The organism is Rhodococcus sp. ABRD24, from assembly GCF_004328705.1.
In the GTDB taxonomy this organism is placed as follows: Bacteria; Actinomycetota; Actinomycetes; order Mycobacteriales; family Mycobacteriaceae; genus Prescottella.
In genome coordinates this window covers 4,409,529-4,435,991 of sequence record NZ_CP035319.1, presented here as the reverse complement: position 1 = coordinate 4,435,991, position 26,463 = coordinate 4,409,529, and the positions used below count along the sequence as shown (strand labels likewise).

At 67.3% G+C, this 26,463-nt stretch carries 28 protein-coding genes; 10 read left to right on the top strand and 18 right to left on the bottom strand.

Features of this window, described 5'->3' with window-relative positions; translation table 11 throughout:
• Positions 1-15 precede the first annotated feature (15 nt).
• Positions 16-696, top strand: a complete 681-nt coding sequence (locus tag ERC79_RS19780) for a tellurium resistance protein (RefSeq protein ID WP_131580091.1) — start codon at positions 16-18, stop codon at positions 694-696.
• 195 nt (positions 697-891) lie between these two features.
• Here ERC79_RS19780 and ERC79_RS19775 read toward each other — a convergent pair whose 3' ends face one another.
• A complete protein-coding gene (locus ERC79_RS19775) occupies positions 892-1,347 on the bottom strand; it encodes a TerB family tellurite resistance protein (RefSeq protein ID WP_131580090.1) in 456 nt (151 codons plus the stop codon).
• Positions 1,348-1,515: 168 nt separating this feature from the next.
• Here ERC79_RS19775 and ERC79_RS19770 point away from each other — a divergent pair, with 168 nt between their 5' ends.
• Positions 1,516-2,052, top strand: coding sequence for a MarR family transcriptional regulator (locus ERC79_RS19770; RefSeq protein WP_131580089.1), 537 nt, complete (start codon positions 1,516-1,518; stop codon positions 2,050-2,052).
• Between the two features lie 64 nt (positions 2,053-2,116).
• On the opposite strand, the gene ERC79_RS19765 is transcribed toward ERC79_RS19770, so the two are convergent.
• The 6 genes from ERC79_RS19765 to ERC79_RS19740 all read right to left on the bottom strand — a co-directional run bounded on the left by ERC79_RS19765 (position 2,117) and on the right by ERC79_RS19740 (position 8,844).
• Complete coding sequence (locus ERC79_RS19765; protein WP_131580088.1) at positions 2,117-2,893, bottom strand: enoyl-CoA hydratase; 777 nt, start codon at positions 2,891-2,893, stop codon at positions 2,117-2,119.
• On the bottom strand, positions 2,890-3,801 hold the full coding sequence (mmsB, locus tag ERC79_RS19760; RefSeq protein WP_131580087.1) for a 3-hydroxyisobutyrate dehydrogenase: 912 nt from the start codon (positions 3,799-3,801) through the stop codon (positions 2,890-2,892). Before mmsB ends, ERC79_RS19765 begins: the two co-directional genes overlap by 4 nt.
• Complete coding sequence (locus tag ERC79_RS19755; RefSeq protein ID WP_131581356.1) at positions 3,798-4,874, bottom strand: enoyl-CoA hydratase/isomerase family protein; 1,077 nt, start codon at positions 4,872-4,874, stop codon at positions 3,798-3,800. The genes mmsB and ERC79_RS19755 overlap by 4 nt, the downstream gene beginning before the upstream one ends.
• Positions 4,875-4,951: 77 nt before the next feature.
• Positions 4,952-6,100 (bottom strand): acyl-CoA dehydrogenase family protein, encoded by a 1,149-nt coding sequence (locus tag ERC79_RS19750; RefSeq protein WP_131580086.1) that lies wholly within the window; start codon positions 6,098-6,100, stop codon positions 4,952-4,954.
• A 52-nt stretch (positions 6,101-6,152) separates the two neighbouring features.
• Entirely contained in the window at positions 6,153-7,298 is a 1,146-nt protein-coding gene (locus ERC79_RS19745; RefSeq protein WP_131580085.1) for an acyl-CoA dehydrogenase family protein, read from the bottom strand.
• A gap of 4 nt (positions 7,299-7,302) precedes the next feature.
• Complete coding sequence (locus tag ERC79_RS19740) at positions 7,303-8,844, bottom strand: CoA-acylating methylmalonate-semialdehyde dehydrogenase (RefSeq protein WP_131580084.1); 1,542 nt, start codon at positions 8,842-8,844, stop codon at positions 7,303-7,305.
• A gap of 215 nt (positions 8,845-9,059) precedes the next feature.
• On the opposite strand from ERC79_RS19740, the gene ERC79_RS19735 reads away from it, so the two are divergent.
• On the top strand, positions 9,060-10,733 hold the full coding sequence (locus ERC79_RS19735) for a sulfatase-like hydrolase/transferase (protein WP_131580083.1): 1,674 nt from the start codon (positions 9,060-9,062) through the stop codon (positions 10,731-10,733).
• 22 nt (positions 10,734-10,755) lie between these two features.
• Here ERC79_RS19735 and ERC79_RS19730 read toward each other — a convergent pair whose 3' ends face one another.
• From ERC79_RS19730 to ERC79_RS19705, 6 genes are all read right to left on the bottom strand, one after another.
• Complete coding sequence (locus tag ERC79_RS19730; RefSeq protein ID WP_131580082.1) at positions 10,756-11,451, bottom strand: hypothetical protein; 696 nt, start codon at positions 11,449-11,451, stop codon at positions 10,756-10,758.
• 176 nt (positions 11,452-11,627) lie between these two features.
• Positions 11,628-11,819: an alpha/beta hydrolase gene (locus ERC79_RS19725; RefSeq protein WP_165497178.1), complete on the bottom strand. Its 192-nt coding sequence runs from the start codon at positions 11,817-11,819 to the stop codon at positions 11,628-11,630.
• A gap of 30 nt (positions 11,820-11,849) precedes the next feature.
• Positions 11,850-12,071, bottom strand: a complete 222-nt coding sequence (locus ERC79_RS19720; RefSeq protein ID WP_131580080.1) for a hypothetical protein — start codon at positions 12,069-12,071, stop codon at positions 11,850-11,852.
• Positions 12,072-12,216: 145 nt separating this feature from the next.
• Positions 12,217-12,429: a hypothetical protein gene (locus ERC79_RS19715; protein ID WP_131580079.1), complete on the bottom strand. Its 213-nt coding sequence runs from the start codon at positions 12,427-12,429 to the stop codon at positions 12,217-12,219.
• A 31-nt stretch (positions 12,430-12,460) separates the two neighbouring features.
• Positions 12,461-13,261: an SWIM zinc finger family protein gene (locus tag ERC79_RS19710; protein WP_131580078.1), complete on the bottom strand. Its 801-nt coding sequence runs from the start codon at positions 13,259-13,261 to the stop codon at positions 12,461-12,463.
• 10 nt (positions 13,262-13,271) lie between these two features.
• Complete coding sequence (locus tag ERC79_RS19705) at positions 13,272-16,103, bottom strand: DEAD/DEAH box helicase (RefSeq protein ID WP_207390536.1); 2,832 nt, start codon at positions 16,101-16,103, stop codon at positions 13,272-13,274.
• A gap of 90 nt (positions 16,104-16,193) precedes the next feature.
• Here ERC79_RS19705 and ERC79_RS19700 point away from each other — a divergent pair, with 90 nt between their 5' ends.
• From ERC79_RS19700 to ERC79_RS19685, 4 genes are all read left to right on the top strand, one after another.
• A complete protein-coding gene (locus ERC79_RS19700; protein WP_131580076.1) occupies positions 16,194-16,511 on the top strand; it encodes a hypothetical protein in 318 nt (105 codons plus the stop codon).
• A 135-nt stretch (positions 16,512-16,646) separates the two neighbouring features.
• A complete protein-coding gene (locus ERC79_RS19695) occupies positions 16,647-17,429 on the top strand; it encodes a shikimate 5-dehydrogenase (RefSeq protein WP_242676913.1) in 783 nt (260 codons plus the stop codon).
• Positions 17,430-17,440: 11 nt separating this feature from the next.
• Positions 17,441-17,926: a DUF6328 family protein gene (locus tag ERC79_RS19690; protein ID WP_131580074.1), complete on the top strand. Its 486-nt coding sequence runs from the start codon at positions 17,441-17,443 to the stop codon at positions 17,924-17,926.
• 26 nt (positions 17,927-17,952) lie between these two features.
• Positions 17,953-18,411 (top strand): thioesterase family protein, encoded by a 459-nt coding sequence (locus ERC79_RS19685; RefSeq protein ID WP_131580073.1) that lies wholly within the window; start codon positions 17,953-17,955, stop codon positions 18,409-18,411.
• 4 nt (positions 18,412-18,415) lie between these two features.
• Here ERC79_RS19685 and ERC79_RS19680 read toward each other — a convergent pair whose 3' ends face one another.
• Together ERC79_RS19680 and ERC79_RS19675 are read right to left on the bottom strand one after the other, a co-directional pair.
• Positions 18,416-19,444, bottom strand: coding sequence for a phosphotransferase family protein (locus ERC79_RS19680; protein WP_131580072.1), 1,029 nt, complete (start codon positions 19,442-19,444; stop codon positions 18,416-18,418).
• 155 nt (positions 19,445-19,599) lie between these two features.
• Positions 19,600-20,070, bottom strand: coding sequence for an Lrp/AsnC family transcriptional regulator (locus tag ERC79_RS19675; RefSeq protein WP_131580071.1), 471 nt, complete (start codon positions 20,068-20,070; stop codon positions 19,600-19,602).
• A 177-nt stretch (positions 20,071-20,247) separates the two neighbouring features.
• Here ERC79_RS19675 and pdhA point away from each other — a divergent pair, with 177 nt between their 5' ends.
• Genes pdhA through ERC79_RS19660 form a run of 3 tightly spaced genes read left to right on the top strand, consistent with a single transcriptional unit; the run spans position 20,248 to position 23,461 of the window.
• Positions 20,248-21,345 carry a pyruvate dehydrogenase (acetyl-transferring) E1 component subunit alpha gene (gene pdhA / locus ERC79_RS19670; protein ID WP_131580070.1) on the top strand — a complete coding sequence of 366 codons (1,098 nt, stop codon included), beginning with the start codon at positions 20,248-20,250 and terminating at the stop codon, positions 21,343-21,345.
• Positions 21,342-22,319, top strand: coding sequence for an alpha-ketoacid dehydrogenase subunit beta (locus tag ERC79_RS19665; protein ID WP_131580069.1), 978 nt, complete (start codon positions 21,342-21,344; stop codon positions 22,317-22,319). The genes pdhA and ERC79_RS19665 overlap by 4 nt, the downstream gene beginning before the upstream one ends.
• Complete coding sequence (locus tag ERC79_RS19660) at positions 22,316-23,461, top strand: dihydrolipoamide acetyltransferase family protein (protein WP_131580068.1); 1,146 nt, start codon at positions 22,316-22,318, stop codon at positions 23,459-23,461. Before ERC79_RS19665 ends, ERC79_RS19660 begins: the two co-directional genes overlap by 4 nt.
• 95 nt (positions 23,462-23,556) lie before the next feature.
• On the opposite strand, the gene ERC79_RS19655 is transcribed toward ERC79_RS19660, so the two are convergent.
• Genes ERC79_RS19655 through ERC79_RS19645 form a run of 3 tightly spaced genes read right to left on the bottom strand, consistent with a single transcriptional unit; the run spans position 23,557 to position 26,428 of the window.
• The gene (locus ERC79_RS19655) at positions 23,557-24,981 is read right to left on the bottom strand and encodes an NAD(P)(+) transhydrogenase (Re/Si-specific) subunit beta (RefSeq protein WP_131580067.1); all 1,425 of its coding nucleotides are present in this window, start codon (positions 24,979-24,981) and stop codon (positions 23,557-23,559) included.
• A complete protein-coding gene (locus ERC79_RS19650) occupies positions 24,981-25,313 on the bottom strand; it encodes an NAD(P) transhydrogenase subunit alpha (RefSeq protein ID WP_131580066.1) in 333 nt (110 codons plus the stop codon). Before ERC79_RS19650 ends, ERC79_RS19655 begins: the two co-directional genes overlap by 1 nt.
• Positions 25,313-26,428: a Re/Si-specific NAD(P)(+) transhydrogenase subunit alpha gene (locus ERC79_RS19645; RefSeq protein WP_131580065.1), complete on the bottom strand. Its 1,116-nt coding sequence runs from the start codon at positions 26,426-26,428 to the stop codon at positions 25,313-25,315. The genes ERC79_RS19650 and ERC79_RS19645 overlap by 1 nt, the downstream gene beginning before the upstream one ends.
• Positions 26,429-26,463: the final 35 nt, after the last annotated feature.

Below are 26,463 nucleotides of genomic sequence, written 5' to 3'. Positions count from 1 at the left end.
CCGAAGGAGCCAACGATGGCCATCGATTACACCCGCCGCCCGAGCACACCCCCGGCCGGCGCGACGCCGCAGGGCGGCGTGAACCTCAGCAAGATCAGCCTGACCAAGAGCGCTCCGAGTGTCAGCCTCACCAAGGCCGGTGAACGCCAGGGCACGATGCGCGTGAACCTCAACTGGTCGCAGGGTGCCGAGCCCCAGAAGAAGGGCTTCTTCGCCAAGCTGACCGGTGGCGGCGGAGTCGATCTCGACCTCGGCTGCCTCTACGAACTGACCGACGGATCCAAGGGCGTCATTCAGGCCCTGGGTAACAGCTTCGGGTCGCTGAACACTGCCCCGTTCGTCCAGCTCGATGGCGACGATCGGAGCGGTTCGGTCTCCGGCGGCGAGAACATGCACGTGAATCTGGACCGCCCGGAGATGTTCCGGCGGGTGCTGATCTTCGCCATGATCTACCAGGGCGCCCCCAACTGGGCGGCCGTCGACGGCGTCGTCACGTTGTTCCCCACGGTGGGCCCGCAGATCGAGGTTCGCCTCGATTCGGCCGACAACAACGCCCGAATCTGCGCCATCGCGATGCTCGAGAACACGGGCAACGGCATCACCGTCAATCGTCTCGTCCAGTACATCAACGGCAGCCAGTCCGATCTGGACGCCGCGTACGGTTGGGGCATGCAATGGCAGGCGGGGCGTAAGTAGGTATCACCCCCACCCGACACCCGAAACCAGCAGCGGCAGCGAGTTCCCACTCGCTGCCGCTGCTGTATCCGCTCTCGCCGCCTACGTCGATCTCACTCGACGAGGCTCGCGCACCTCTCACGGACCGCCTGGAGACAAAAGAATGCCCTCGGCGTTCGCAATGATGCGGAACGCCGAGGGCAAGAAGTCAGACGATCAGAGATCGAACTCGGACGGATCGATGCCGACCGCGAAGCAGGCTTCCTTGACGGCCGCCTTCTCGTGCTGGTCGAAGTTGCCGTCCGCGCCGCCGATGATGATGCCGATCTGGATGACCGCGCGCGCCTGTTCCGGCTTGGACTTGAGCTTGCCGATCGTTGCGGTGGCCTCGACCTTGCCGAAGTCGAAGTCCCCTGCCAGCTTGTCGCAGAACCAGTCGAACTTCTCACGTAGTTCGGAAGCCTCGAATACCTGGAGCGCTTGATTGTTCATGATCAGCGCGGCCGTCTTCTGACGCTCCGCCGGATCGATGCTGCCATCAGCAGCGGCGATGAGCGCGCACATTGCCATGGAGCCGTTCGCGAACTCCTTGTTCTTGAACTGCGCGGTCTTCGTCTGAAGTTGCCCGCTCATCTCCTGGGTCTTCACCTTGAGCTGATCCCAAAACCCCATGCACTTCCTCCTCGTTCACGCTCTGCGCCCGGTAGAACACGGTCCCGGCCAGCATAGCCGAATCGGGCAGACAGGATTCCGGCACCGTCGACCCTCCGAGCACGATCGGAGCGGGTTTCGGGAAGGTACAGCGATCGATTCGTGGGCGCAGCATGGGATGATCGATGCATGCCGTCACCGTCACCACTGCCGCTGGATCCGATCGAGGAAGCGCACCGTCAGTGGACGCAGCACGGCTGGGGCACAGTGGCCGACGGAATGGCCGCGGTGACGTCGGTGGTGCGGGCGCAGCAGATCATGATGGCCCGGGTCGAGGAGACGCTGAAACCGTTCGGCCTCACGTTCTCCCGCTACGAGCTGCTCACCCTGCTGACCTTCACCCGAACCGGTGCCCTGCCGATGGCCAAGGCGAGCGCCCGGTTGCAGGTACATCCGACGAGCGTCACCAACGCCGTCGACCGACTCGAGAACGCGGCGCTGGTCCGGCGGGTACCGCATCCCACCGACCGTCGCGCGACCCTCATCGAGATCACCGGGGAGGGACGGGAACTCGCACTGCGGGCCACGGAGGCGCTCAATGCACAGGTGTTCGCCGAGCCCGGCCTGGACCCGGACAAGCTGGATTCGCTGATCCGAATTCTCACCGAACTGCGCTATCGGGCAGGCGATTTCGATACCGGCGACCAGCCTGGCAAGTGGCACTGACGCAGTAGCCCGAACGCACAGCGGCCCCGTATCGCTGTGCGATACGGGGCCGCTGCCGAGGGCGCTAGTGGTGCCCGAAACTCGGGTCACGCTTCTCGGTGAAGGCCGCCATGCCTTCCTTCTGATCCTGGGTTGCGAACGCGGAGTGGAACACTCGCCGCTCGAAGCGCACACCCTCGGACAACGTCGACTCGAACGCGCGGTTGACCGATTCCTTGACCATCATCGCGATCGGCAGCGACATGTCCGCGATCTTCTCCGCGGTCGCGATGGCCTCGTCCATCAGGTCGATCGCCGGGACCACCCGCGCGACCAGCCCGGCTCGCTCAGCCTCCGCGGCGTCCATCGTCCGTCCGGTCAGACACAGATCCATCGCCTTCGCCTTGCCGACCGCACGCGTGAGGCGCTGCGAGCCACCGATTCCGGGAAGTACACCCAGCTTGATCTCGGGCTGGCCGAACTTCGCATTGTCGGCGGCGAGCAGCACGTCACACATCATCGCGAGCTCACAGCCGCCGCCGAGCGCGTAGCCGGCGACCGCGGCGATGATCGGCTTACGGGCCGCGGCGAGGCGGTCCCAGGCCGAGAACCAGTCGTCGAGGTACATGTCCATGAACGACTTGCTCTGCATCTCCTTGATGTCGGCGCCGGCGGCGAACGCGCGATCCGAACCAGTGATCAGGATCGAGCCGATGCTGCGGTCGCGCTCGAAATCCTCGACGGCAGCGACCACCTCGGACATCAGCTGTGCGTTGAGCGCATTGAGCGCCTTCGGCCGGTTGAGCGTGATCATGCCCACGCGTCCCGTCCGGCTGACCAGAATGGTCTCGTAATCCGTCATCGAGTGCCTCCGTTCGACCTGTCCCTGATGTCCCTGATGATTGCCGAGAAGTCCTCGCCGCCGTGCCCGGTCTCGTGGAACCGCCGGTACAGCTCGGCGGCCCGCATGCCGAGTTCCGCGTCGACACCGTTGGTGCGCAGCGCGTTCGCGGCCAGGCCCAGATCCTTGTCCATGAGCGCAGCCGCGAATCCCGGCTGGTACTCGTTGTTCGCGGGGCTGGTCGGCACCGGCCCCGGGACGGGGCAGTTGGTGGTGAGCGCCCAGCACTGCCCCGACGCGTTCGACGCGACGTCGAACAACGCCTGGTTGCTCAGCCCCAGCTTCTCCCCGAGGACGAACGCCTCGCTGATGGCGATCATCGAGACACCCAGGATCATGTTGTTGCAAATCTTCGCGGCCTGCCCGACACCCGCACCACCGCAGTGAACGACCTTGCGGCCCATCACCTCGAGTAACGGTCGCGCCGCCTCGAAATCCTCTTCGGCCCCGCCCACCATGAACGCGAGCGTGCCTGCAGCGGCGCCCATGACACCACCGGAGACGGGGGCGTCGAGGCCACGATGTCCGGCCTGCTCGGCCATCTCGTGGGCGGTGCGGGCGTCGGCGACGTCGATGGTGGAGCAGTCGACGAACAGCGTTCCCGGCCGCGCTGCGGCCAGCAGCCCGCCCTCGTAGAGGCCGTGCACGTGCTTGCCACTGGGCAGCATCGTGATCACGACATCTGCGTCGGTGGCCGCATCGGCTGCGGACTCGACGACGGTGATGCCGTCCCGCACGGCCTGTTCGAGTGCTGCGGAAGCCAGGTCGAAGCCCTTGACCCGATAGCCCGCCTTCGCGAGATTCGCGGCCATCGGTCCACCCATGTGGCCGAGCCCGACGAATCCGACGGTGACGTTCGTGCTGCTCATCGTTCTTCCTCCCCATTCACGAGTGCCTCAGCCAGGCCTAGTTCGGCCTCGCCGAGCGACTCGAAGAATCGATCCACGTGTTCGTCGGTGACCGCATCGAGGGTCGACGGCGACCATGCGGGATTACGGTCCTTCTCTACCACCTGCGCGCGGATTCCCTCGACGAGATCGTGGGATCCGAGGCACGCCAACGACACCCGATACTCCTGATCGAGCACTGCCTCGAGGCTGCCCAGCTCACGCGCCTGCCGCAGCGCCCGCAACGTCACCTTCGCCGCGGTCGGCGACTTCGCGAGGATCTGGTCCGCCGCCGTGGCAGCCTCAGGGACACCGCTCGATCGCAGATTCGAGACGATCTGCTCGACGGTGTCGGCCGCGTAAGCGGCGTCGATCCACCCCTGCTGCGAGGCCAGCGCCGATACCGGCGCGGGCTGAGCGAAGCGCGCAACGGCATCGTCGACCGGCCCGGAGGCCAACGCGAGCTCGAACTCTTCGAGCCGGTCCGACGGTACGAAGTGGTCGGCGAACCCGCAATGGATCGCGTCACCGGCCGACAGCCGGGCGGTGGTCAACGCGATGTGCGTACCCAGTTCACCCGGCGCCCGGGACAGCAGATGTGTGCCGCCGACGTCGGGAACGAAGCCGATCCCGACCTCCGGCATCCCGATCATCGACCGCTCGGTGACGATCCGGACGTTGCCGTGGGCCGAGACACCGACGCCGCCGCCCATCACGATGCCGTCCATGATCGCGACATACGGCTTGCCGTAGCGGGCAATCGCAGCATTGAGGACGTACTCGTCGCGCCAGAATTCCTTCGACCCGTCGCCGCCCTCGCGGGCGTCGTGATAGATCGAGACGATGTCGCCGCCGGCGCACAGGCCACGATCGCCGGCGCCTCTGAGCAGCACCGCGCGAACCGCGTCGTCGTCCGACCATTCCAGCAGCGCCGAGGCCATCTGCCGCACCATCGCATGGTTCAGCGCGTTGATCGCCCTGGGACGGTTGAGCGTGATGCGGCCCAGATCGCCCACGCGGTCGACGATGACCTCGGCCTCGTGGTTCGCATTCAGTTCGCTCACGCCGCTGCGCTGGATTGCTCCGTTCGCTTCGCTCACGCCGCTACGCTGGATTGCTCCGTTCGCTTCGCTCACGCCGCGCCCGCCGATCCGATGACCGACCGGGCCACCACGACCCGCATGATCTCGTTGGTCCCCTCCAGGATCTGATGCACCCGCAGATCTCGCACGATCTTCTCCAATCCGTATTCCGCCAGATAGCCGTAGCCGCCGTGCAGCTGCAGGGCCTCGTTCGCGACCGTGAACCCGGTGTCCGTCGCGAAGCGCTTCGCCATCGCGCACAGCTCCACCTTGTCCGCGCTATCTGCATCGAGCGCGTCCGCGGCCCGCCACAGCAAGGAGCGCGCCGCCTCGAGTTCGATCCGCATGTCGGCCAGGCGGAACTGCAACGCCTGCGACTCGACGAGCGCCGCCCCGAACGCCTTCCGCTCACCGAGGTACGCGACGGCCTTGCCGAGCGCGGCCTGCGCACCACCCACCGAGCAGGCGGCAATGTTGAGCCGCCCGCCGTTGAGGCCCTTCATCGCGATGCGGAAGCCCTCACCCTCGCCGCCGAGCAGGTTCGCGGCCGGCACCCGCACCTCGTCGAGGATGACCTGCCGGGTCGGCTGGGCGTTCCAGCCCATCTTCTTCTCGTTGGCACCGAACGACAGCCCCGGCGAGTCCTTCGGCACGATGAACGCCGAGATGCCGCGCGCACCCGCGTCGCCGGTGCGGGCCATCACAACGTAGACATCGGAGGTGCCGGCACCGGAGATGAACTGCTTGACGCCGGTGAGCAGGTAGTCGTCCCCGTCGCGAACGGCCTTGGTGGACAGGCCCGCCGCGTCGGAGCCGGCCCCGGGCTCGGTGAGGCAGTAGCTGCCGAGCTGCTCCATCGAGGCAAGCCCGGGCACCCAGCGTCGGCGCTGCTCGTCGTCACCGAACTCGTCGATCATCCACGTGACCATGTTGTGGATCGAGATGTATGCCGCGATCGACGGGCAGCCCGTGGCGAGCTGCTCGAAGATCCGGACGCCGTCGAGCCGGGTGAGGCCCGAGCCGCCGACGTCCTCGCGGATGTAGATGCCGCCCATGCCGAGCGCACCGGCCTTGCGCAGCACGTCGACCGGGAAGTGCTTGTTCTGGTCCCACTCGATCGCATTGGGCGCCAGGTATTCCGCGGCGAAGTCGCGCGCGGTGTCGCTGATCGCGCGCTCGTCGTCGGAAAGTCTGAACATTGCCTTCGCTCCTAGTTCGTCGTCATCGTCGATGACGTGGTGGCCGCGGTCGTCAGAGGGATTTCGCAATGATTCCCTTCATGACCTCGTTGGCACCGGCGTAGATCTTCTGCACCCGGGCGTCCTCGTACATCCGGGCGACGAGGTACTCGCGCATGTAGCCGTAGCCGCCGTAGAGCTGCACGCAGCGGTCCACGACCTCGCACTGCTTGTCGGTGAGCCAGTACTTCGCCATGGCCGCCTCGGCCGCCTCGAGCTCGCCGCGCAGGTGCTCCTGGATGCAGTGGTCGAGGAACACCTCGCACGTGCGCGCGATCGTCTGGCACTCGGCGAGTTCGAACGCGGTGTTCTGGAACTCGAACAGGCTGTGGCCGAACGCCTGCCGGGACTTGACATAGGCAACGGTCTCCTCCACGGCCCGGTTCATCGCCCCCGACGCCTGGGCCGCGATGATCAGCCGCTCCTGGACGAGTTGGGCGATGAGCTGGCCGAAACCCTGGCCTTCCTCGCCCAGCAGGTTCGACACCGGAACCTTCACATCGACGAACGACAGCTCGGAGGTGTCCGCGGCGTGCTGACCCACCTTGTCGAGCACCCGCCCCACCGTGAATCCGGGGCAGTCCCGCAGGTCGACGATCAACAGCGAGACTCCCCGGGCACCCGCCTTGGGGTCGGTCTTGACCGCCAGCACGATCATGTCGGCGGAGGAACCGTTGGTGATGAACGTCTTCGAGCCGTTGACGACGTAGTGGTCGCCGTCCCGCACCGCCGTCGTCCGGATGGCCTTGAGGTCCGATCCGGCGCCCGGTTCGGTCATGCCGATGGCGCCGAGGATCTCCCCGGACGCCATGCCGGGCAGCCACGTCCGCTTCTGATCCTCGGTGCCGTACTCGTTGACGTAATGCGCGACGATGCCGCTGTGTACGGAGACGCCGAACGCGAGATCACCCGCGTAGCCCTGCGCCTCGAACACCGCGAGATCGTGTGCGAACGTGCCTCCGCCGCCGCCGTACTCCTCGGGAATCGAGCAGCAGAGCAGCCCCAGTTTCCCGGCCGTCAGCCACACATCGCGGTCGATGCGGCGTTGCGCCTCCCACTTCTCGTTGTTGGCGACGACCTCGCGTTCGAAGAATCCGGCCGCGAGTTCGGAGAGCGCCCGGACCTCGTCGTCGTGCCAGCTCGGCACGTACTTCTTCACCGGGTCAGTCCATCGTCGGGATGACGAAGTGGTTGGACGCTTCAGGAGCGGAGCTTGCGGAGCGACCCGAGGACGCCTCCTTGACGCCCGACGGCCAGCGTTGGGTGACGGTCTTGGTCTTGGTGTAGAAACGGATCGAGTCCGGGCCGTGCTGGTTGAGGTCACCGAATCCGGAGCGCTTCCAGCCACCGAAGGTGTGGTAGGCGATCGGGACCGGGATCGGGACGTTGACGCCCACCATGCCGGTATCGACACGAGCACAGAAGTCGCGGGCGGTGTCACCGTCACGGGTGAAGATCGCGACACCGTTGCCGTACTGGTGCTCGGACGGCAGACGCAACGCCTCCTCGTAGTCACCCGCGCGGACCACCTGCAGGACGGGACCGAAGATCTCCTCCTGGTAGATCCGCATGTCCGGGGTGACCCGGTCGAACAGGGTTGCGCCGGCGAAGAATCCGCCCTCGTGGCCGTCGAGGGTGAAACCGCGGCCGTCGACGACCAGCTCGGCGCCCTCGTCGACACCGATCTGCACGTAGTCGTTCACCCGGGCGAGGGCGTCGGCGCCGACGAGCGGACCGAAATCGGCGTTCTCGTCGTCGGAGGTGCCGATACGGAGCGTGGCGACCCGCTCGGTGAGCTTCGCCACCAGCGCGTCCGCGGTCTCCTCACCGACCGGGACCGCGACGGAGATCGCCATGCACCGCTCACCGGCAGAGCCGTAGCCGGCACCGACGAGAGCATCGGCGACCTGGTCGAGGTCGGCGTCGGGCATCACGATCGCATGGTTCTTCGCGCCACCGAAGCACTGGGCACGCTTGCCGTGCGCGGCCGCGGTCTCGTAGATGTACTGCGCGATCGGGGTGGAGCCGACGAAACCGAGGGCCTTGACCCGCGGATCGGTCAGCAGCACATCCACCGCACCCTTGTCGCCGTTGACGACGTTGAACACCCCCGGCGGCAGCCCCGCCTCGAGGAACAACTCCGCCAGCCGCAGCGGCACCGACGGGTCCCGCTCGGACGGCTTGAGGATGAACGCGTTACCGCACGCCAGAGCGGGCGCCGCCTTCCACAACGGGATCATCGCCGGGAAGTTGAACGGGGTGATACCCGCGACCACACCGAGGGGCTGGCGCATCGAGAACACGTCGATGCCGTTGCCGGCGGACTCGGTGTACTCGCCCTTGAGCAGGTGCGGGATCCCGACAGCGAACTCGACGACCTCGAGGCCACGCTGGATGTCGCCCTTGGCGTCGGCGATGGTCTTACCGTGCTCGGACGAGAGCAGACGCGCGAGCGGGTCCATCTCCTCCTGGATCAGCTGCAGGAACCGCATCAGCACGCGGGCGCGGCGCTGCGGATTCCACGACGCCCACTCACGCTGCGCATCAACAGCATTCGCGATCACGGCCTCGGTCTCGGCCTGGTCCGCAAGCGGAACCCGTGCCTGCACCCGCCCGGTATTGGGATCGAAAACGTCAGCAAACCTCCCGGACGATCCCGGGATGTGCTTGCCGCCGATGAAATGGGAGAGCTCTCGAACGCTCATGTCCGGATCCATCCTTCGCTGGTCGATGCGGTGACGAGGAGGGGACATGCGTCACCTCCGGCATTCTTCGCCCATCCTATAGTTGGAAGTCCATGTAAGTCCAGGGTTCGATCCCGACATTTGCCCGAACCGCAGCTCAGGGCGCCGAAGGTGGGTGAGAATGACCATCCGTACGCCTGCCACATGCCGACGCCCCGCAGGATGGAGATCACCCGATGGACTCCCTGAACGCGCCGATACTCGATTCGATCGATCACCCGCTGAGCCGACGCTCCCTCCTGGGCGGAGCGGGCGCACTGATGCTCGCCGGGATGGCCGGCCTGACCACGCACGCCGGCGCCTCGCCGCAACCGGCCCGGACCCAGCAACCGGGCTCTATTCCGCGCCGGCCCAACATCGTCGTGGTGATCACCGATCAGGAACGCCGGCCGATGTTCTGGCCCGAGGGGTGGGCCGATCAGAATCTTCCCAACCGTAAACGCCTCGCCGACACCGGTTTGTCGTTCGACAACGCATTCTGCAACGCTGCGATGTGCTCCCCGAGCCGCAGCACCTTCTTCACCGGCCTCTACCCGGCTCAGCACGGGGTCACCGCGACCCTCACCGAGGGCGGAACCGTCTCCCCCACCGAACCTACTCTGCCCCTGGACATCCAGAACATGGCGAAGCTGTTGGCCTCGGCGGGCTACAACGTCCACTACCGCGGCAAATGGCACATGAGCAAGGGAGCCGACGGCGGCGACCCGTCCAGCGCCGATCTGGCGGCTTACGGATTCGACGGCTGGATTCCGCCCGAGGGCGGCCAGGACACCAACCCCGACCACTTCGGCGGCGGTTGCGCCGACCTCGACAGCCGTTACGCGGCGGAGGCCGTGGACTTCCTGCACGGCCTCGACCCGGCCGACGACACCCCGTTCGCGGTCATCGTCTCGTTCGTCAATCCACACGACGTCCTGGCCTACCCGCAGACCTGGGACGCAATCAACGGCACGTGCGACAACTACGGCTCCGACGCGCCCGGCATCTTCCAGCAGGGCATCGGGTTGCCACCGACCTTCGACGAGAAGCTTGCCGCGAACTTCAAACCCACCGCGCAGGTGCAGTCGCAACTGTTACTCGCCGGCGGACTCGGCCCGCTGATCGGTCCCGAGGCGTCCCTGAACTACGCCAACTTCTACGCATACATGCACAAGGTGGTCGACGAGCACATAGGTTCAGTGCTCGACGCACTCGAATCCCAGCCCGGCAGAAGAGATTCTACGGTCGTGATCCGGATGTCGGACCATGGCGAGATGGGACTCTCACACGGCGGGCTGCGACAGAAGGTGTTCAATGCCTACGAGGAGACTCTGCGCGTCCCCATGGTGATCAGCAACCCGGTGATGTTCCCGCAGCCCGTCCGGACCGGCGCCCTGGCGACACTGATCGACGTGATGCCGACACTGGCCACACTCGCCGATGTCCCGGACCGCTCCGCGTGGGAATTCAAGGGCGTCGACCTGATGCCGGTCGTGACCGACGCCGCCACGAATCCGGGGTCGCCGAGCGCCCAGGTTCAGGACGTGGTCCACTTCACGTACGACGACCAGAACTGTGCCACCCCGAACGGCCAGAACATCGTCACACAGCCCAACCACATGCGGACCATCCGCGACCGGCGCTGGAAGTACTCGGCCTACTTCGACCCCGCCGGGGTGGTGCCGCCGCAGTTCGAGATGTACGACCTCGAGACAGACCCCCTCGAACTGCACAACCGTGCCGATCCGCGGAACCTCACCTGGTTCGCGCCGGCTCAGGCAATGACCATGCACGCCAAGCTGTTCGACGTGATGAACCGCTGCGGCACCACCCCGGCGCGCGGTCTGACTCCGGCGCCGTTCGGGAGCTAGCCGGCGGCACTTGCAGCCTCGATCACCGCATGCAGACCAGCATCTCGGTGCCGCCGCCTTGGAAGTCGTAGGTAACCGGCCGCAGCTCGTGCCGGATGCCGCGGTCGTCGAGGCGGCGGCGCAGCGCGTCGAGCCCGAGGTATCGGCGACCGTCTCCGGTCGGAACGAGGGGAAAGACCCGGACCTCCCGCGAGGACACCCGGATCAGTTCGGTGAGATATCGATCGTGGTCGTCCAGGTCCAGCCGGTCCGCATACGTGAAGAGCAGGTGCGACGACAGCACCAGTCCGAAGTCCCTGTCCCGGAACGGCAGCTTCGGCAGCGCGGCGTGAACGTACGACTCGGGGTGCGCGAGCAGGTCCGCGGCGAATCTGTCCACGGAGTCGAGCCGGTGTTCGAGATGATGCTCAGCGTCTCGGAAGAACCCGCCCGCATACCGGTCGGGTTGCCTAGCGATGTAGGCGTTGCCGCGGATCGTCTCGTCCCGCACGACGCCCATCAGATCTGTCGCGTCGGCGTAGGCGGTGTCGCACGCGGTAACCGCAAAGCCACGGGCCCGGACGGTGGCAGTGAACGACGATGCCCCGGCCGGGCAGTCCAGAACACTTGCTGCCAGATCCTCGTCCCGCAGATCGAACATGGCGACGTACTCGTCGAACGAGCGCGACGAGATCAGCATTCTCCCGATGCCGGATCTCTGGACTTCTTTACGGGGCATGACAACTCCTTACCGAGAGCCCCGACCAGCCGACACCACGAACGCCGCCTCGATCGAGGCGGGGTGGGTGTGGGAATGCACACTCGATGGACCGCCTCAGCCGGCGGGCCACCACTTCGTCGATGTGAAAGCGTGCATACCGGTGACGGTAACACCAGCCTGCACGGCAGAGTCCGTCACTGCGGCGCGCAGACATCCTGCGCCAGACGGCCGGACGCGAGGAACTCGGTGACCAGCCCACCGCAACTCGAGCCGACCGTGGAACCGTGCACGCTGCACTCGATCGTGAGGAGCCGACCGCCCATCGCGTCGTGCGCGTCCAGCACCCACGGATACGGCGTGGCATCCGGGTCGGCGGTCGCGAGCACTCGCAGCGCCTCCGCGGCGAATGTGCCCGGCTAGTCCATGCTGTGGAGCACCACGCGGCATAGATGTTTGGGGAAGCGGGATTGCAACTCCGCCCCGAGGACCGTGCCCCACGAGGCGCCGTGGAAGTCGGCGGTGTCGAGACCGAGCGACAATGCGACCGTGGCGGCCATGCTGCGTCCCTCGACTCCCGGACCGCCCGGATTGACGAACAGCGGCGGGACGGCCGGATCGGTTCCGGTGAGCCGGCTCAAGGCGAGTTCAACCGTCCTGCCGTCTGGGTCGTCGCAGTCCAGTGGCAGTCCAGTGGCACGTCGACGCTCGCGCACTCCAGACGCTCGACGACGCCCGGGTCGGTGCCCAGGTCCGTCACGTAGTCGGTCAGGTCACCCCGCGGAGCTACGAGCCGAACATGATCAGGTCGGCGATACCGGCGAAGAAGTTCCAGGTGTCGGCGAAGATCTGGCCGACCACTGCGGCGAGCGGCCACAATGGTTCGGGCAGACTTCCGAGCGGGTTCGGGCCCGGAGGGCTGGCGTTCGCGACGCCACCACCAACGAGCAGGAGCACACCCACGAGCGCGACGGCGGCTATAGTCCTGATCTTGTTCATGTCCGGTCTATCCGGGCGGAGTGGTCGCCCGTTACCGCCGTCGCGGATCGCGTGCACCGAGCGCGCGGTAGCAGGCACCGAGGTCTCGGAGCGCGGCAACCACGTCAGGGGCATCGCCGGAATCGGCCTGCAACACCTTGCGCAGCAGCGCGGGGTCGAGATCGTCTACCGCCGCGCAGTATTCGACTGTCGGAAGGTCCGGCAGGAGGGCACCGTCGCCGAAGTAGCCACCCACCCCGGCAGGTGCCGGGTCCTCCTCGCCTCCGACGCCACGAATCAGTGTGTCGAGGTCGAGGCCGCGAAGTGTGAGCATCGTGAGTGGGTCACGGTCGACGCGCTCGGCCAGCAGGTAGGCGACGGCCGCGACGTGCTTGCATGGCCAGCCCGGATCGGGGCAGGTGCAGTCGAAGTCCAGTTCACCGCTGCCTTCCGGTAGCAGCATCGGCGCCAATTCCTGCGGTACGGCGCCGGACGCGAGTGCGGCGAGCATTCCCGGTGTAGAGCGGACGGTCTCGACGAATCCGGCCACCTCGTCATCGTCGAGGGTGCGCAGCATCAGGACCGATGTGAACGGCGTGATCTGGCTGCCCTGCACCTCGCCGGTGACGCAGCCCGCCGCAATGTGCAGTGCCACCACCTGACCGCCTCGGGCGTACGTGCGTCCACGGCTGAGTCGTCCGGTATCGCCGATTCGCTCGAGCACGTCCGTGAGGGCGCGCCCCCACCATCCGCGCGCGATGGCGCCGCGCTTGGACCGCGCCTCGACACCGCCGACCACCCGCAGCCTCGGGCCGAAGCCACGGAAGTCCGGTCGCCCTTCCCTCGGGCTCATCGACACCACCTCATTCGCCGACCGCCTCGTCACCGAGAGTCAGCAGGTCGTGGAGCTGATCGGTGCTCATCTCGGTGATCCAGCGCTCGCCGGTGCCGACTGCGAGGTCCGCCAATTCCTGCTTGGTGGCCAGCATCGCATCGATCCGCTCCTCGAGTGTGCCGACGCACACCAGCTTTCGTACCTGGACGTCCCGGCGCTGACCGATCCGGAAGGCGCGGTCGGTGGCCTGGTTCTCCACCGCCGGATTCCACCAACGATCCAGGTGCACAACATGATTAGCAGCAGTGAGGTTGAGTCCGGTGCCGCCGGCCTTGAGGGAGAGCAGCATGATCGGCGGCCCGTCGGCCCCCTGGAACCGCTCGACCATTCTGTCGCGTCGAATCTTGGTGACGCCGCCGTGCAGAAACGGCACGTCCACGCCGAACCGCTCGGACAGGTAGGGCACAACAAGATCGCCGAACTCACGGAACTGAGTGAACAGCAGCGCACGTTCACCGTCGGCGGTCACCGAGTCGAGGATGTCCTCGACCAGGCCGAGCTTCCCGGAGCGGTGCCGTCCACGCCGCATGACCCCCGAGCCGTCGCCCAGGAAGTGCGCCGGGTGGTTGCACACCTGCTTGAGCCGGGTCAGCGCCGAGAGCACCGCGCCCTTGCGCTGCATACCCTCGGTGTCCTTGATCTGCTTCAGCATCTCGTCGACCACCGCCCGGTACAGCGCGGCCTGCTCCACCGTCAGGTTCGCCCGCACCGTCATCTCGAACTTGTCCGGCAGGTCCGAGATCACCGTGGGATCGGTCTTGACCCGCCGCAACACGAACGGCGACGTCACTGCCCTCAGGCGTGTCACCGCGGCCTCGTCCTGATCGCGTTCGATCGGCACCGCAAACCTGGCCCGGAATGCCTGCGGGCTGCCCAGCATCCCTCGGTTGACGAAGTCGAGAATCGACCGCAGTTCGTCGAGGCGGTTCTCCACCGGTGTGCCGGTGAGCGCGATCCGGTGGTCCGCCGGGATCGCACGGGCAGCGCGCGCCTGCGCCGTTCCCGAGTTCTTGACGTGCTGCGCCTCGTCGAGCACCACCCGCCGCCACCTCTGCTCCCCGAGCGCGACGACATCCCGCGCGAGCAGTGAATACGTGGTGATCACCAGGTCGTTGGCGCGCACCGCTGCGGCCAGTTCCTCACCCCGGCTGCGCCCGGCTCCGTGGTGGACGTGCACCTTCAGATCGGGCACGAACTTCGCGGCCTCTCGCTGCCAGTTGCCGACCACCGACATCGGGCACACCAGCAGTGTCGGCCTGTCGGACCGCTCGTGCGCGAGCAGCGCCAGCAACTGCACCGTCTTCCCCAGGCCCATGTCGTCGGCGAGCACAGCCCCGAGACCCGTCTCACTCATGAATGCCAGCCAGTCCAGGCCTCGTTGCTGGTACGGCCGCAGGATTGCCTCCAAACCCTTCGGTTTCGGCACCGGCGCCGGCTCGAGGGTGCCGTCGAGCAGCGTGCCCACCCAGCCCGTGGCGTGCACCTCTTCCACCGGCACGGGCGGCCGCTCGGCCTCCGTCAGCTGTGCAAACAACCCGGACAACGTGTCGTCGCCGCTCGAATTACGCTGCGTCACATAGCGAGCGGCCTGCGCCAGTACCGTGTGGTCGGCCTGCACCCATTGCCCGCGCAGTCGCACCAAGTCGCTCTGCGCATTCGCGAGTCGGGCCAACTCATCGGCACCCAGAACAGTGTCCCCCAGCGCGAGTTCCCAGTCGTAGCCGACGATTTCGTCCATACCGACGGCACGGTCCTCGGCGGCGGCGGGAACGGGTGGCGAGACCACGCGCACCCGCAGCGAGGGCGAGACCACCGCCCACGCCCGCGGCAGCAGCAGCGTCACGCCGGCCTCGTTCAGCGCCCGTGCACCGTGCAGAACCAAATCGGTGACGACGGGGGTCGGCAGCAGCAGGTCGAGGCTGTCCGGATCGGTAGGCACGTCACGCAACCGCGGGTAGGCCGCGACCGCGGCGGCAAGCTTACGAACCCCGACCTCGAGCAGCCGGGCCTCGGTGCGGTGCAGCAGCAGCGGCGCTGGGGCCTCGCCCTCGGGACGCAGGCACACCTGGAGGCGCCACAGCGCGTCGGGCAGCAGATCGGCGTCGGCGGCCCCGTGGCTGTCGCCGGAGCTGTCGTCCTCATCAGGTTCCAGCAGCCGCAGCACCAGCTCCGGTTCGTCGACGGTGAGGCTTTCGCGCCATGCCTCGAGGCCGCTCGCCATCTTGTGGTTACCGCCGCCGTACGGTTCGCCTCGGAGCAGCGCCCGCAGCAGCGGATGCTCCGAGTCACGATCGCCGAGCAGATCCCGCACCACCGCGTCGGTGAGTTCGCCCACGAAGTCGTCGAGGATCTCGCGCGGGTTGCCCTCGTGCCGCTGCACCGGTGGCATCGCCGCGGCGAGTTCCGCCAGCCAGGCACGCTGGCGCTCGCCGCCGAGCAGTCGCCAGCGCGGCCACCAGTGCCCCTCGGCGCGGTACAGCTCGGGCACCACCCGCCCGCCGCGCGCCCAGCGCTGCACCCCGCGAGCCACGTGCGACAGGAAGACCACATCACCCGCGACGCCCGGTGCATCGTCCGGGACGGCGAGCAGCAAGTCCGCGGCCTCGGCCGGCGCCAGCGCGAGCACGGGGACACGCTGCGGCTGCGGACCGTCGGGGCCGGGAACGTGGACGGTGTGGTGGTGCCGAAAGCGGCGGCGCAGAACCCGGGCGAGCGATTCGGGAAGATCGCCGTGCACGTCGCTGTCCGGGCCCCGCCAGAGCATGAGGCCCGCACCCGGTGACCACAGCCCGTGCAGCATGCGGTCCATCCAACCAGCCGCCGCCGACAAACCTGGAGTTCACCCTGCCCCCGGGCTCATACTGGGCAGACGGTCAACTGGGAGTCGGTCATGACGATCATGATTCAAGTTCTCGAACAGGTCTATTCGCCCACGACGCCGTGGCAGCAGCGCAAGTACGCCTTCATCGACGCCGACCACATCGTCGCGATGCGACTCGACGGTCAATCCGGTGTGTGGCTCGATGTCACGAAACAGGGCGAATCCCACCGCCTCGCCACGACCGCGTCACCAGAGGAGTCCATCTACTTCCTGCTCAGAATCTTCGGAACTATCGCCGAGTGCCGACAGAACGGCGGCTCATGGCTGATCGGTCACGACGGCATCGCCGCCACCTCGATCCACGCCGCGAAGTTCCCGCACTCCTGAGCCTGGACTGTCGGTCCGCGCGCCTGCCGCCCGGTGCCGATGACGAGATGGCAGGCATCGCGCGCGATGGCCGGTTAGCGTGGGCGTGTGACCCGAACGATCACCAGAGATGTCACCAAGGACACCCGACTGTGCATGTCGCTGTCGGGCCGGCCCAGCAACATCGGCACCCGCTTCCACAACTACCTCTACGACGAGCTCGGGCTGGACTTCGTCTACAAGGCCTTCACCACCACCGACCTGCCGGCCGCGATCGCGGGAATCCGCGCGCTCGGCATCCGCGGCTGCGGGGTTTCGATGCCGTTCAAGGAGGACTGCATCGAACACGTCGACGTGGTGCATCCGTCGGCGTCCGCAATCGACTCGGTGAACACGATCGTCAACAATGACGGCGAGCTGCACGCCTACAACACCGACTACCAGGCGGTTGCCGATCTACTGCACCGCGCCGAGCTGGCTCCGGAGCTGACGGCTGCGGTCGCCGGGAGCGGCGGGATGGCGAAGGCCGTGGTTGCTGCGCTCCGGGACAGCGGATTCCAGACCGTCACCGTCGTCGCCCGCAACGAGTCCACCGGAACCGCGCTGGCCCGCACGTACGGATTCGAATGGCGGTCCGATCTCGGCGTCGCCCGCCCGCAGCTGCTGATCAACGCGACCCCGGTCGGCATGGCCGACGGCCCCGACGCCGACGCGCTGCCGTTCCCGGAGGCCGCCGTTGCGGCGGCAGACGCCGTGTTCGACGTTGTCGCGGCGCCGTCGGACACCCCGCTGATCCGGGCCGCCCGATCGTTGAGCAAACCGGCCATCACCGGCGCCCAGGTTATTGCGCTGCAGGCCGCCGAACAGTTCACGCTGTACACCGGGGTGCGGCTCACCGACGAGCAGATCCGCCGGGCCTCCGAGTTCTCGAGGGCGTAGGAAAGGTCCCGATGGTCGAGCTGCCGCCCAGCGAACCCGGCGAGACGCCCAGTGCACGCCTGGCACGCAACTTCAGCGAACTGCTGCAAGAACTGCGTGTCGCTCAGGCCGGTGTGCAGATTCTCTTCGCGTTCCTGCTGGCAATCGTGTTCACCGAACCGTACGAAGAACAGTCGGACTTCGTCCGTGGCCTGCACCTGGTCACCATGCTGAGTGCGGCAGCGTCCTCGGCACTGTTGATCGCGCCGGCGGTGTGGCACCGAATCCTGTTCCGGCATCGGCGACGGGAGGACATCCTTCGCCACGCCAACCTGTGCGCACTGGCCGGCTCCGGATTCCTTGCCGCCACCATGAGCGGAACCGTGCTCATCGTCGCCGAGGTCGCAGTCGGCGGCTGGATCGCGATTGTGATCGGGGCCGTCACGGCCGTGTTCTTCGTCGGGCTGTGGTTCGCGGTGCCACGACTGCTCCGACCGGACGACGAACTGCGCAAGTGAATCCCACAGGGCTATCGTCTGATTCCATGGCAGCCACCGATGAGGTCGAACCGCGCGCCGAGGCCTATCCCGCGCTGTGGCCGGTCCCGACCCGCTGGTCGGACAATGACCATTACGGGTACGTCAGCACCGCCACCTGCTGCTCGTACTTCGAGACCGCGATCAACGGCTGGTTGATGGCCAGCACCGGACTCGACATCCGCACGCTGCCTGCGATCGGGATCGTCGCGGAGACGTCGTGCCGATTCGTCCGCGAACTGTCGTTCCCCGACCAGCTGCATGTCGGGCTGGCTGTGGATCGACTCGGGCCCACCAGTATCGGGTACTCGCTCGCAATCTTCCGCGAGGATTCCGCGGGATTGCTGGAACTGGCCGCCACCGGGCAGTTCGTTCATGCGTACGTCGATCCCGAGACCCGCCGTCCGGTTCCGATTCCTCCCGAGATCCGAAGCGCAGCAAGCCTGCTCGTGTCAGGAGAGGTGTAGCCGATCAGTCCAACCCGACCGCGTCGGCGGTCGCGACTGCACGCCTGACGACGCTGTCGACGAACTCGCGGGTCGGCCCACCGAACTCGGCCCGATTGCGTGGATCATCGGCGGTGCGACGGACAACCCCCTCGCTGATGATGGCCAGCTTCCACAATGCCAGGACGTGCCAGAATCCCACGGCGGACACGTCACGCTTGGTCTCGTGGATGTAAACGTCGACCAGCTCGTCACGGGTGGGGAAACCCTCGAGCGTCGACGCTGTGAACGGCCACACCACGCCGTCGCTGCGCTGCGGCCAGTACGCCAGTAGGCCACCGAGGTCGGCGAGCGGGTCTCCCAGGGTGCACAACTCCCAGTCGAGGACCGCGACCACGCCGCCGTCGCCCGGGGCAGTGATCACGTTCCCGAGATGGAAATCGCCGTGCACCAAGGTAGTTTCGGCCTGTTCGGGAACATTGCGGGCCAGCCGCGCCGCAACATCCTCGACCTCGGGCCGCTCCTGCGTCTTGGACTGCGCCCACTGCGCTGACCAGCGCTTGAGCTGACGTTCCGCGTACGGATTACGGCTGGCCAGATCGAGCAGGCCCGCCATCTCCAGGTCCACGCGATGAATGCTCGCGAGCGCCTTGGGGAGCGACAATCCGATGACACGCCGGCGCGCGGAGTCCAGCTGCCCAGCCGCCGATCCGCCGTCGATCACGAGTCCGTCGACGTAGCTCATCAACACCAGCGGCGCATCGGTGACCGTGGGATCCGTAGTCAGTGCAAGCATCTTCGGCACCGGCACTCCAGTGCCCTGCAGTGCCGAGAGAATCCGGTGTTCGCGAACCACATCGTGCGCAGAATCCAGCAACTGCCCTAGCGGTGGACGGCGCAGGACCCACCGTCCACCTCCCGAATCACGCACGGCAAAAGTCAGATTCGACTGTCCATTCCCGATTCGCTCGAACGACAGCGGCGCGACGGCACCGACTCCCAACCCGGCGATCCACGTTGACACGGCATCTTCGTTCAGGCCGACGGTACTCACTGCGCATCACTCCCCTACCGCATCTCACGTACTCCCAGACAAAGACGACGGACGAAGACAAACGACCGAATCCAGACGGCAGACGGGACGACCCCGAACGTCCATTGGCCGATGCTAGCTTCCCCGGTGCCGGTGCGCGGGGAGAACGCCGCTGCTCACTGGCTGGCGGAACGCTCCAACAGTGGCACGGTCCGCGGCCCGACCAGCTCACGCATCACCAGTGCCATGTTGGTGCGCTCGACGCCGGGGATCTTCAGGATCTGACCCGCAAGTCGGTACAGGTCGTCGGCGTCGGCCGCAACCACCTTCACTGACAGATCGGTCAGCCCGGTCATGCCGTACACCTCCACCACCTCGGGAATGCCGGCGAGCGCCTCTACAACGGCGTCGAGTTGATGCTGGTCCACCTGGGTCGCGACGAACGCAGCCAGCGGATAGCCGAGTGCCCGCGGGTCGACGCGCCGGTCGAAGTCACCGAGCGCGCCGGACGCCTCCCATCGGGCCAGCCGAGCCTGCACGGTGTTGCGCGAGAGCCCCAGCCGCTGCGCCAGCTCCACCCCCGTGGCGCGAGGATTGCGCGAGAGCTCGAGCAGCAGGCGGGCATCGGTGGCGTCCAGAGTGCTCATGTTTCGCAGTATGCCAGCATTTCATCACCGTGAACCGTGCACTCTGCTCATTTCAAGTCGCACTACTTGCGCAGAACGCGGAACGGGGGATCCTGTGAGGTAGAGCACAGGGATCCTGCGTCCGCCCACGAGGAGGACTCGGATCCGTCGAACACACCGCCGGCGAGGTGACCCACGATGGCCGACAAGACCGCGTTTCCGGTGCAGCTCGTCCAACCCGACGGACGCCGCGTGCACCGCCCCGACTACGCCGCGCTGATCGCCGACGTCGGACCGGATCAGCTGCGCGCCCTGTACCAGGACCTGGTCGTGGTCCGGCGGATCGACACCGAGGCCACCGCCCTGCAACGTCAGGGACAGCTCGGCATCTGGGCTCCCCTGCTCGGCCAGGAGGCCGCACAGGTCGGGTCCGTGCACGCGCTGAATCCGGACGACTACATCTTCACCAGCTATCGCGAGCACGCCGTCGCGTACTGCCGCGGCGTCGACCCCGCGGTGATGACGCGCATGTGGCGGGGTTGCGCGTACTCGGGGTGGGATCCGGCGACCGTGAACATGACCAACCCGGCGATCGTGGTGGGCGCCCAGGGCCTGCACGCGACCGGCTACGCGATGGGAGTGCACCTCGACGGTGCCGAGATCGCCACGATCGCGTACTTCGGCGACGGCGCCACGAGCCAGGGCGACCTGTCCGAGGCGCTCGGGTTCGCAACGAGCTTCAACGCCCCGGTGGTGTTCTTCTGCCAGAACAACCAGTGGGCGATCAGCGAGCCGGTACAGCTGCAGAGTCCCGCGCCGATCGCGCGGCGCGCGGTCGGCTACGGGATGCCTGCGGTGCAGGTGGACGGAAACGACGTGCTCGCGGTCCTCGCGGTCACCCGGCAGGCCGCCCGGCGCGCGAGGGAGGGCGCGGGGCCGTCGTTCATCGAGGCCATCACGTACCGGATGGGCCCGCACACCACAGCCGACGACCCCAGCCGCTACCGGGCGGCCGCGGAGATCGAGATGTGGAAGGCTCGCGACCCGATCGACCGGCTGCGCCGGCTGCTCGAGCGCGAGAGGCTGTTCGACGACGAGTTCGACTCGCGAGTGCGGGCCCGGGCCGACGAGGTCGCCGCCCGATTGCGGACCGGCACGCTGGAGGCGCCGGATCCCGGACCGGAGGAGTTGTTCGAGCATGTCTACGCCGCCGCGCATCCACTGATCGACGAGGAACGCGCCACCTACGACGCGTATCTGAAATCCCTGACCGCCGGCGAGGAGGCCCTGACATGACCGCCATGACCCTCGGCGCAGCCCTCAACACCGGCCTGCGCCGCGCGCTCGAACGTGACCCCAAGGTGGTGCTGATGGGTGAGGACATCGGCAAGCTCGGCGGCGTCTTCCGCATCACCGACGGACTACAGAAGGACTTCGGTCCGGCCAGGGTCATCGACACTCCACTCGCCGAATCCGGCATCGTGGGAACGGCTTTCGGGCTCGCGCTGCGTGGCTACCGGCCGGTGTGCGAGATCCAGTTCGACGGCTTCGTCTACCCCGCGTTCGACCAGATAGTGTCCCAGGTCGCGCGGATCCACTACCGAACGCGCGGACATGTGAAGGCGCCATTGACGATTCGCATTCCCTACGGCGGCGGAATCGGCGCCGTCGAACATCATTCGGAGTCGCCGGAGGCGTATTTTGCGCACACGGCCGGACTACGCGTGGTCAGCCCGAGCACTCCGGCGGACGCATACGCGATGATCCAGCAGGCAGTCACCCTCGACGATCCAGTGGTGTTCTTCGAACCCAAGCGCCGCTACTGGGACCGCGGCGAGGTGGACACCGATGCGACCCCGGAGCTGCCGTTGCACCGCGCGCGGATCGCCCGCCGCGGCACCGACGCCACCGTCGTCGCGTACGGCTCGATGGTGCCGACCGCGTTACAGGCCGCGGCGATCGCCGACACCGAGGGAGCATCGCTCGAGGTGCTGGATCTACGGTCGCTGTCCCCCATCGACTTCGACACCGTCGAGGAATCGGTGCGCCGCACCGGACGCCTCGTGGTGGCGCACGAGGCCCCATTGTTCGCCGGGCTCGGCGCCGAGATCGCTGCCCGGATCTCCGAACGCTGCTTCTATGAGCTCGCGGCGCCCGTGCGGCGGGTCGGCGGCTTCGACATCCCCTACCCGCCCGCGAAGCTCGAGAAGCACCACGTGCCCGACGCGGACCGCATCCTCGGCGCTGTCGACGAGGTGCTGGCCGCATGAGCGCCGTCGAGGAGTTCCGGCTGCCCGATCTCGGGGAGGGCCTCACCGAGGCGGAGCTGGTGTCGTGGGCGGTCGCCGTCGGCGACACCGTGGCGCTCAACCAGGCAATCGGGGAGGTCGAAACCGCGAAGGCGGTGGTGGAGCTGCCGTCGCCGTACGCCGGCGTCGTGCGCGAGCTGCTCGCCCAGCCCGGCGACACCGTCCCGGTAGGCGCGCCGGTGATCCGGATCGAGACCGCCGACCCGCAGCTCTCCGGCGGCGGTGAACGGAGGACCGAGTCGGTGCTCGTCGGCTACGGGCCGTCGGCCCCCGCCCCCAGCCGGCGTCGGCGTCCTCCGCCCGTTCCACCCCGGACTCCGCGACAGCGCCCCGACGCCGTCCGCCGACACCAGGAATCAGCGCCTTCACCGGCGCCGACCGCCCTGCCCGAGCCCGGAGACCGCGAAACCCGCACCCCGATCCGCAGCGTGCGCCGGCAGACAGCGTCCGCGATGGTCCGTAGCGCATTCACAGCGCCTCAGGTGACGGAGTTCCTCACGGCCGACGTCACCGAGTCGGTGCGGCTGCTCGCGCAACTGCGGGCGTCGGCGCGGTTCGAAGGGCTGCACCTGACTCCGCTGATACTCGTCGCCAAGGCCCTGCTGCTGGCGCTGCGGGTACATCCGGAACTGAACTCGGCGTGGCTCGAGGACAGCCAGGAAATCGTCACCCGACGCTACGTCAATCTCGGCATCGCGACAGCCACCGACCGCGGACTCGTCGTCCCCACCGTCAGGGACGCCGAGAAGCTGTCGCTGCCCGAGCTGGCCCGGGCAATCGCCGACCTGACCGCGACGGCCCGAGACGGGAAGGCGACGCCGGAACAGCTGTCCGGCGGGACCATCACCATCACCAATGTCGGGATCTACGGAGTCGACGCGGGCACCCCGATCCTCAACCCGGGCGAGGCGGCGATCCTCGCGCTCGGCGCGATCAACCGTCGGCCGTGGGTGCTGGGCGACGAGCTCGCGATCCGCGAGGTGACGACCCTGAGCCTGACCGTGGACCACCGCCTCGTCGACGGCGAGCAGGCGTCGAGGTTCCTCGCCGATCTCGCGGCGATTCTCATCGACCCCGTCCCGGCCCTCCTGGCCCAGGCCTAAACTCGCCGCCCAACAGCAGACGGGACCCTTCACGCGCGCGGGGCGAGTGAAGGGTCCCGTCGGCCGACCGGGTATCGCCGGCCGCTCTTGCTCGGCTACAGCGCCTTGAGCTCCTCGGTGACCTCGGAGACCATCTTCTTGGCGTCGCCGAACAGCATCGACGTCTGGTCCGCGGTGAACAGCGGGTTGTCGATACCGGCGTAACCCGAGGACATCGACCGCTTGAGGACGATGACGGAGCGGGCCTCGTCGACGTTGAGGATCGGCATGCCGTGGATGGGCGAGCTGGGGTCATTGCGTGCCGACGGGTTGGTGACGTCGTTGGCGCCGATGACGATGGCGACGTCGGTGCGCGAGAACTCACCGTTGATGTCGTCCATTTCCTTCATCGCGTCGTATGCGACATCTGCCTCGGCGAGCAGGACGTTCATGTGGCCCGGCATACGACCGGCGACCGGATGGATCGCGTACTTGACCTCGACACCCCTGGCCTCGAGCAGCGCCGCCATCTCCTTGACGGCGTGCTGGGCCTGTGCGACCGCGAGACCGTAGCCGGGGACGACGATGACCTGGTTGGCGTACGCCATCTGGATCGCCGCATCCGATGCGGAGGTGGCCTTCACGGTGCCGCCGGAAGCAGAACCACCGACTGCACCACTGTCACCGCCACCGAACGAGCCGAAGATGATCGCGGGGATCGACCGGTTCATCGCCTTGGCCATGAGGTTGGTCAGGATCGAGCCCGACGCGCCGACGATCATGCCGGCGACGATCATCGCCTGATTGTTCAGTGCCAGACCGGCGGCCGCGGCGGACAGACCGGTGAGTGCGTTGAGCAGCGAGATGACGACGGGCATGTCGGCACCGCCGATCGGCAGCACCACGAACAGGCCCATGACACCGGCCGCGACGAGCAGGCCGACGATCAGCCACGCCGACTGCGGGTCGCCGTCGGAGCCCAGGCCGATGTAGACGGCCAGGCCGATCGAGACCAGCGCGAGGACGATGTTCGCGAGCTGGAACGCCTTCGCGGACGCGACGACCTTCTTCTCGAGGTTCTTGTTCAGCAACTCCTGCAGCTTGGCGAACGCGACGAGCGAGCCCCAGAACGAGACCGAACCGATGATCGCCGCAAAGAGCGAACCGACGATGAAGGGCACGGACGGCACCGACTCGACGGCGGTGAAGCCGTCCGTGTTCAGGAACTCGGCCCACGCGATCAGCGCGACAGTGCCGCCGCCGACGCCGTTGAACAGCGCAACGAGCTGCGGCATGGCCGTCATCTTGGTGCGCAGGGCCGGCGGAACTCCCAGCACGATGCCAACCAGCAGACCGCCGGCGATGAGGAGCCAATTGTCGGTGGAGCGGACGTCGATCAGAACGGCGACCACCGCGATGAACATGCCGACTGCGGCGATGTAGTTGCCGCGCACCGCGGTCTTCGGGCCGGTGAGGCCGGACAGACCGTAGATGAACATCGCGAACGCGACGATGTACAGAATCGTGACGAGGTAGCTCATCAGGAGTCAGCCCCCTTCTTCTCGGTCACCTTCTGGGCGTCCTTCTTCGGCTTGAACATCGCGAGCATGCGGTCGGTGACGACGAAGCCGCCGACGACGTTCAGGGTGCCGAACACCAGCGCGACGAACAGAATGATCTTGATGCCCCACGGCGCGTCACCGGGCAGGTGCCCGAGCACGACGAGTGCGCCGAGGACGACGATGCCGTGGATGGCGTTGGTGCCCGACATCAGCGGCGTGTGCAGCGTGTTGGGCACCTTGGAGATGACAGCGAAGCCCACGAACCCGGCCAGGACCAGGATCGCGATGTTCGCCAACAGTTCGGTGTACATCAGGCGGTCGCCTCCTCACGGGTGACGCACGCAGCAGCGAGCACCTCGTCGTCGAAGTTCGGCGCGAAGGCGCCGTTCTCGTCGAGCATGATCTCGATCAGCGCGTACAAGTTCTTGGAGTACAGCTCCGACGCATGCTCGGGCATGGTCGCCGGCAGGTTCAGCGGCGAGCAGATCGTGACGCCGTGCTTGACGACGGTCTGACCGGGCTCGGTGAGCTCGCAGTTGCCGCCGGTCTCGCCGGCCAGGTCGACGATGACGCTACCGGGCTTCATACCCTCGACGGCGGCGGCGGTGACCAAGCGCGGCGCGGGACGGCCGGGGACGAGCGCCGTGGTGATGACGACGTCGAAGCCCTTGATTGCCTCCTCGAGCGCCTGCTGCTGCTGGGCCTGCTCGGCCTCGGTGAGCTGGCGGGCGTAGCCACCCTCACCGGCGGCGTCGATGCCGAGGTCCAGCCACTGCGCGCCGACCGAGCGGACCTGGTCCGCGACCTCGGGACGGACGTCGTAGCCGGTGACACGGCCGCCGAGACGCTTGGCCGTGGCCAGCGCCTGCAGACCGGCGACACCCACACCGAGCACCAGCACGGTGGCGGGCTTGACGGTGCCGGCGGCGGTGGTCAGCATCGGGAAGTACCGGGTGGACTCCGACGCGGCCACGATGACGGCCTTGTAGCCGGCGACGTTGGCCTGTGACGACAGCGCATCCATCACCTGGGCACGCGAGATACGCGGGATCGCCTCGACTGCGAACGCCTGCACACCGGCCGCCTTCAGATCCGCGATCCGGTTGTCCGCGTTGCGCGGCGCCAGGAAGCCGATCAGGGTCGAACCCGAGCGCAGCTTCCCGATCTCCTCTGTGGACGGCGCCGACACCTTCGCGACGATGTCCGCCGACCATGCGTCACCGATCGTGGCGCCGGCTTCTTTGTACAACTCATCCGGAATCAGGGCACCCAGCCCGGCACCGGGTTCGACGACTACGTCGACACCCTTCGCCGACAGCGCTGCCACGACCTTCGGCACCAGTGCGACCCGCCGCTCGCCGTCGCTCGTCTCACGAACAACGCCGACCGATGGGCGCACCTGTGCGGCGCTCTTCGATGTATCCAATGTTCCGACTTCCTGCGTTAGATGGTGTGCGCGCC

Coding starts and splice junctions, on each gene's coding strand:
- ERC79_RS19775 (WP_131580090.1), bottom strand. CDS start 1,347: ATGGGGTTTTGGGATCAGCTCAAGGTGAAGACCCAGGAGATGAGCGGG.
- ERC79_RS19675 (WP_131580071.1), bottom strand. CDS start 20,070: ATGAGCACTCTGGACGCCACCGATGCCCGCCTGCTGCTCGAGCTCTCG.
- ERC79_RS19690 (WP_131580074.1), top strand. CDS start 17,441: ATGGTCGAGCTGCCGCCCAGCGAACCCGGCGAGACGCCCAGTGCACGC.
- ERC79_RS19770 (WP_131580089.1), top strand. CDS start 1,516: ATGCCGTCACCGTCACCACTGCCGCTGGATCCGATCGAGGAAGCGCAC.
- ERC79_RS19710 (WP_131580078.1), bottom strand. CDS start 13,261: ATGAGCCCGAGGGAAGGGCGACCGGACTTCCGTGGCTTCGGCCCGAGG.
- ERC79_RS19665 (WP_131580069.1), top strand. CDS start 21,342: ATGACCGCCATGACCCTCGGCGCAGCCCTCAACACCGGCCTGCGCCGC.
- ERC79_RS19780 (WP_131580091.1), top strand. CDS start 16: ATGGCCATCGATTACACCCGCCGCCCGAGCACACCCCCGGCCGGCGCG.
- ERC79_RS19715 (WP_131580079.1), bottom strand. CDS start 12,429: ATGAACAAGATCAGGACTATAGCCGCCGTCGCGCTCGTGGGTGTGCTC.
- ERC79_RS19660 (WP_131580068.1), top strand. CDS start 22,316: ATGAGCGCCGTCGAGGAGTTCCGGCTGCCCGATCTCGGGGAGGGCCTC.
- ERC79_RS19695 (WP_242676913.1), top strand. CDS start 16,647: ATGTCGCTGTCGGGCCGGCCCAGCAACATCGGCACCCGCTTCCACAAC.
- ERC79_RS19705 (WP_207390536.1), bottom strand. CDS start 16,103: ATGCTGCACGGGCTGTGGTCACCGGGTGCGGGCCTCATGCTCTGGCGG.
- ERC79_RS19735 (WP_131580083.1), top strand. CDS start 9,060: ATGGACTCCCTGAACGCGCCGATACTCGATTCGATCGATCACCCGCTG.
- ERC79_RS19700 (WP_131580076.1), top strand. CDS start 16,194: ATGACGATCATGATTCAAGTTCTCGAACAGGTCTATTCGCCCACGACG.
- ERC79_RS19655 (WP_131580067.1), bottom strand. CDS start 24,981: ATGAGCTACCTCGTCACGATTCTGTACATCGTCGCGTTCGCGATGTTC.
- pdhA (WP_131580070.1), top strand. CDS start 20,248: ATGGCCGACAAGACCGCGTTTCCGGTGCAGCTCGTCCAACCCGACGGA.
- ERC79_RS19765 (WP_131580088.1), bottom strand. CDS start 2,893: ATGACGGATTACGAGACCATTCTGGTCAGCCGGACGGGACGCGTGGGC.
- ERC79_RS19740 (WP_131580084.1), bottom strand. CDS start 8,844: ATGAGCGTTCGAGAGCTCTCCCATTTCATCGGCGGCAAGCACATCCCG.
- ERC79_RS19750 (WP_131580086.1), bottom strand. CDS start 6,100: ATGTTCAGACTTTCCGACGACGAGCGCGCGATCAGCGACACCGCGCGC.
- ERC79_RS19730 (WP_131580082.1), bottom strand. CDS start 11,451: ATGCCCCGTAAAGAAGTCCAGAGATCCGGCATCGGGAGAATGCTGATC.
- mmsB (WP_131580087.1), bottom strand. CDS start 3,801: ATGAGCAGCACGAACGTCACCGTCGGATTCGTCGGGCTCGGCCACATG.
- ERC79_RS19650 (WP_131580066.1), bottom strand. CDS start 25,313: ATGTACACCGAACTGTTGGCGAACATCGCGATCCTGGTCCTGGCCGGG.
- ERC79_RS19685 (WP_131580073.1), top strand. CDS start 17,953: ATGGCAGCCACCGATGAGGTCGAACCGCGCGCCGAGGCCTATCCCGCG.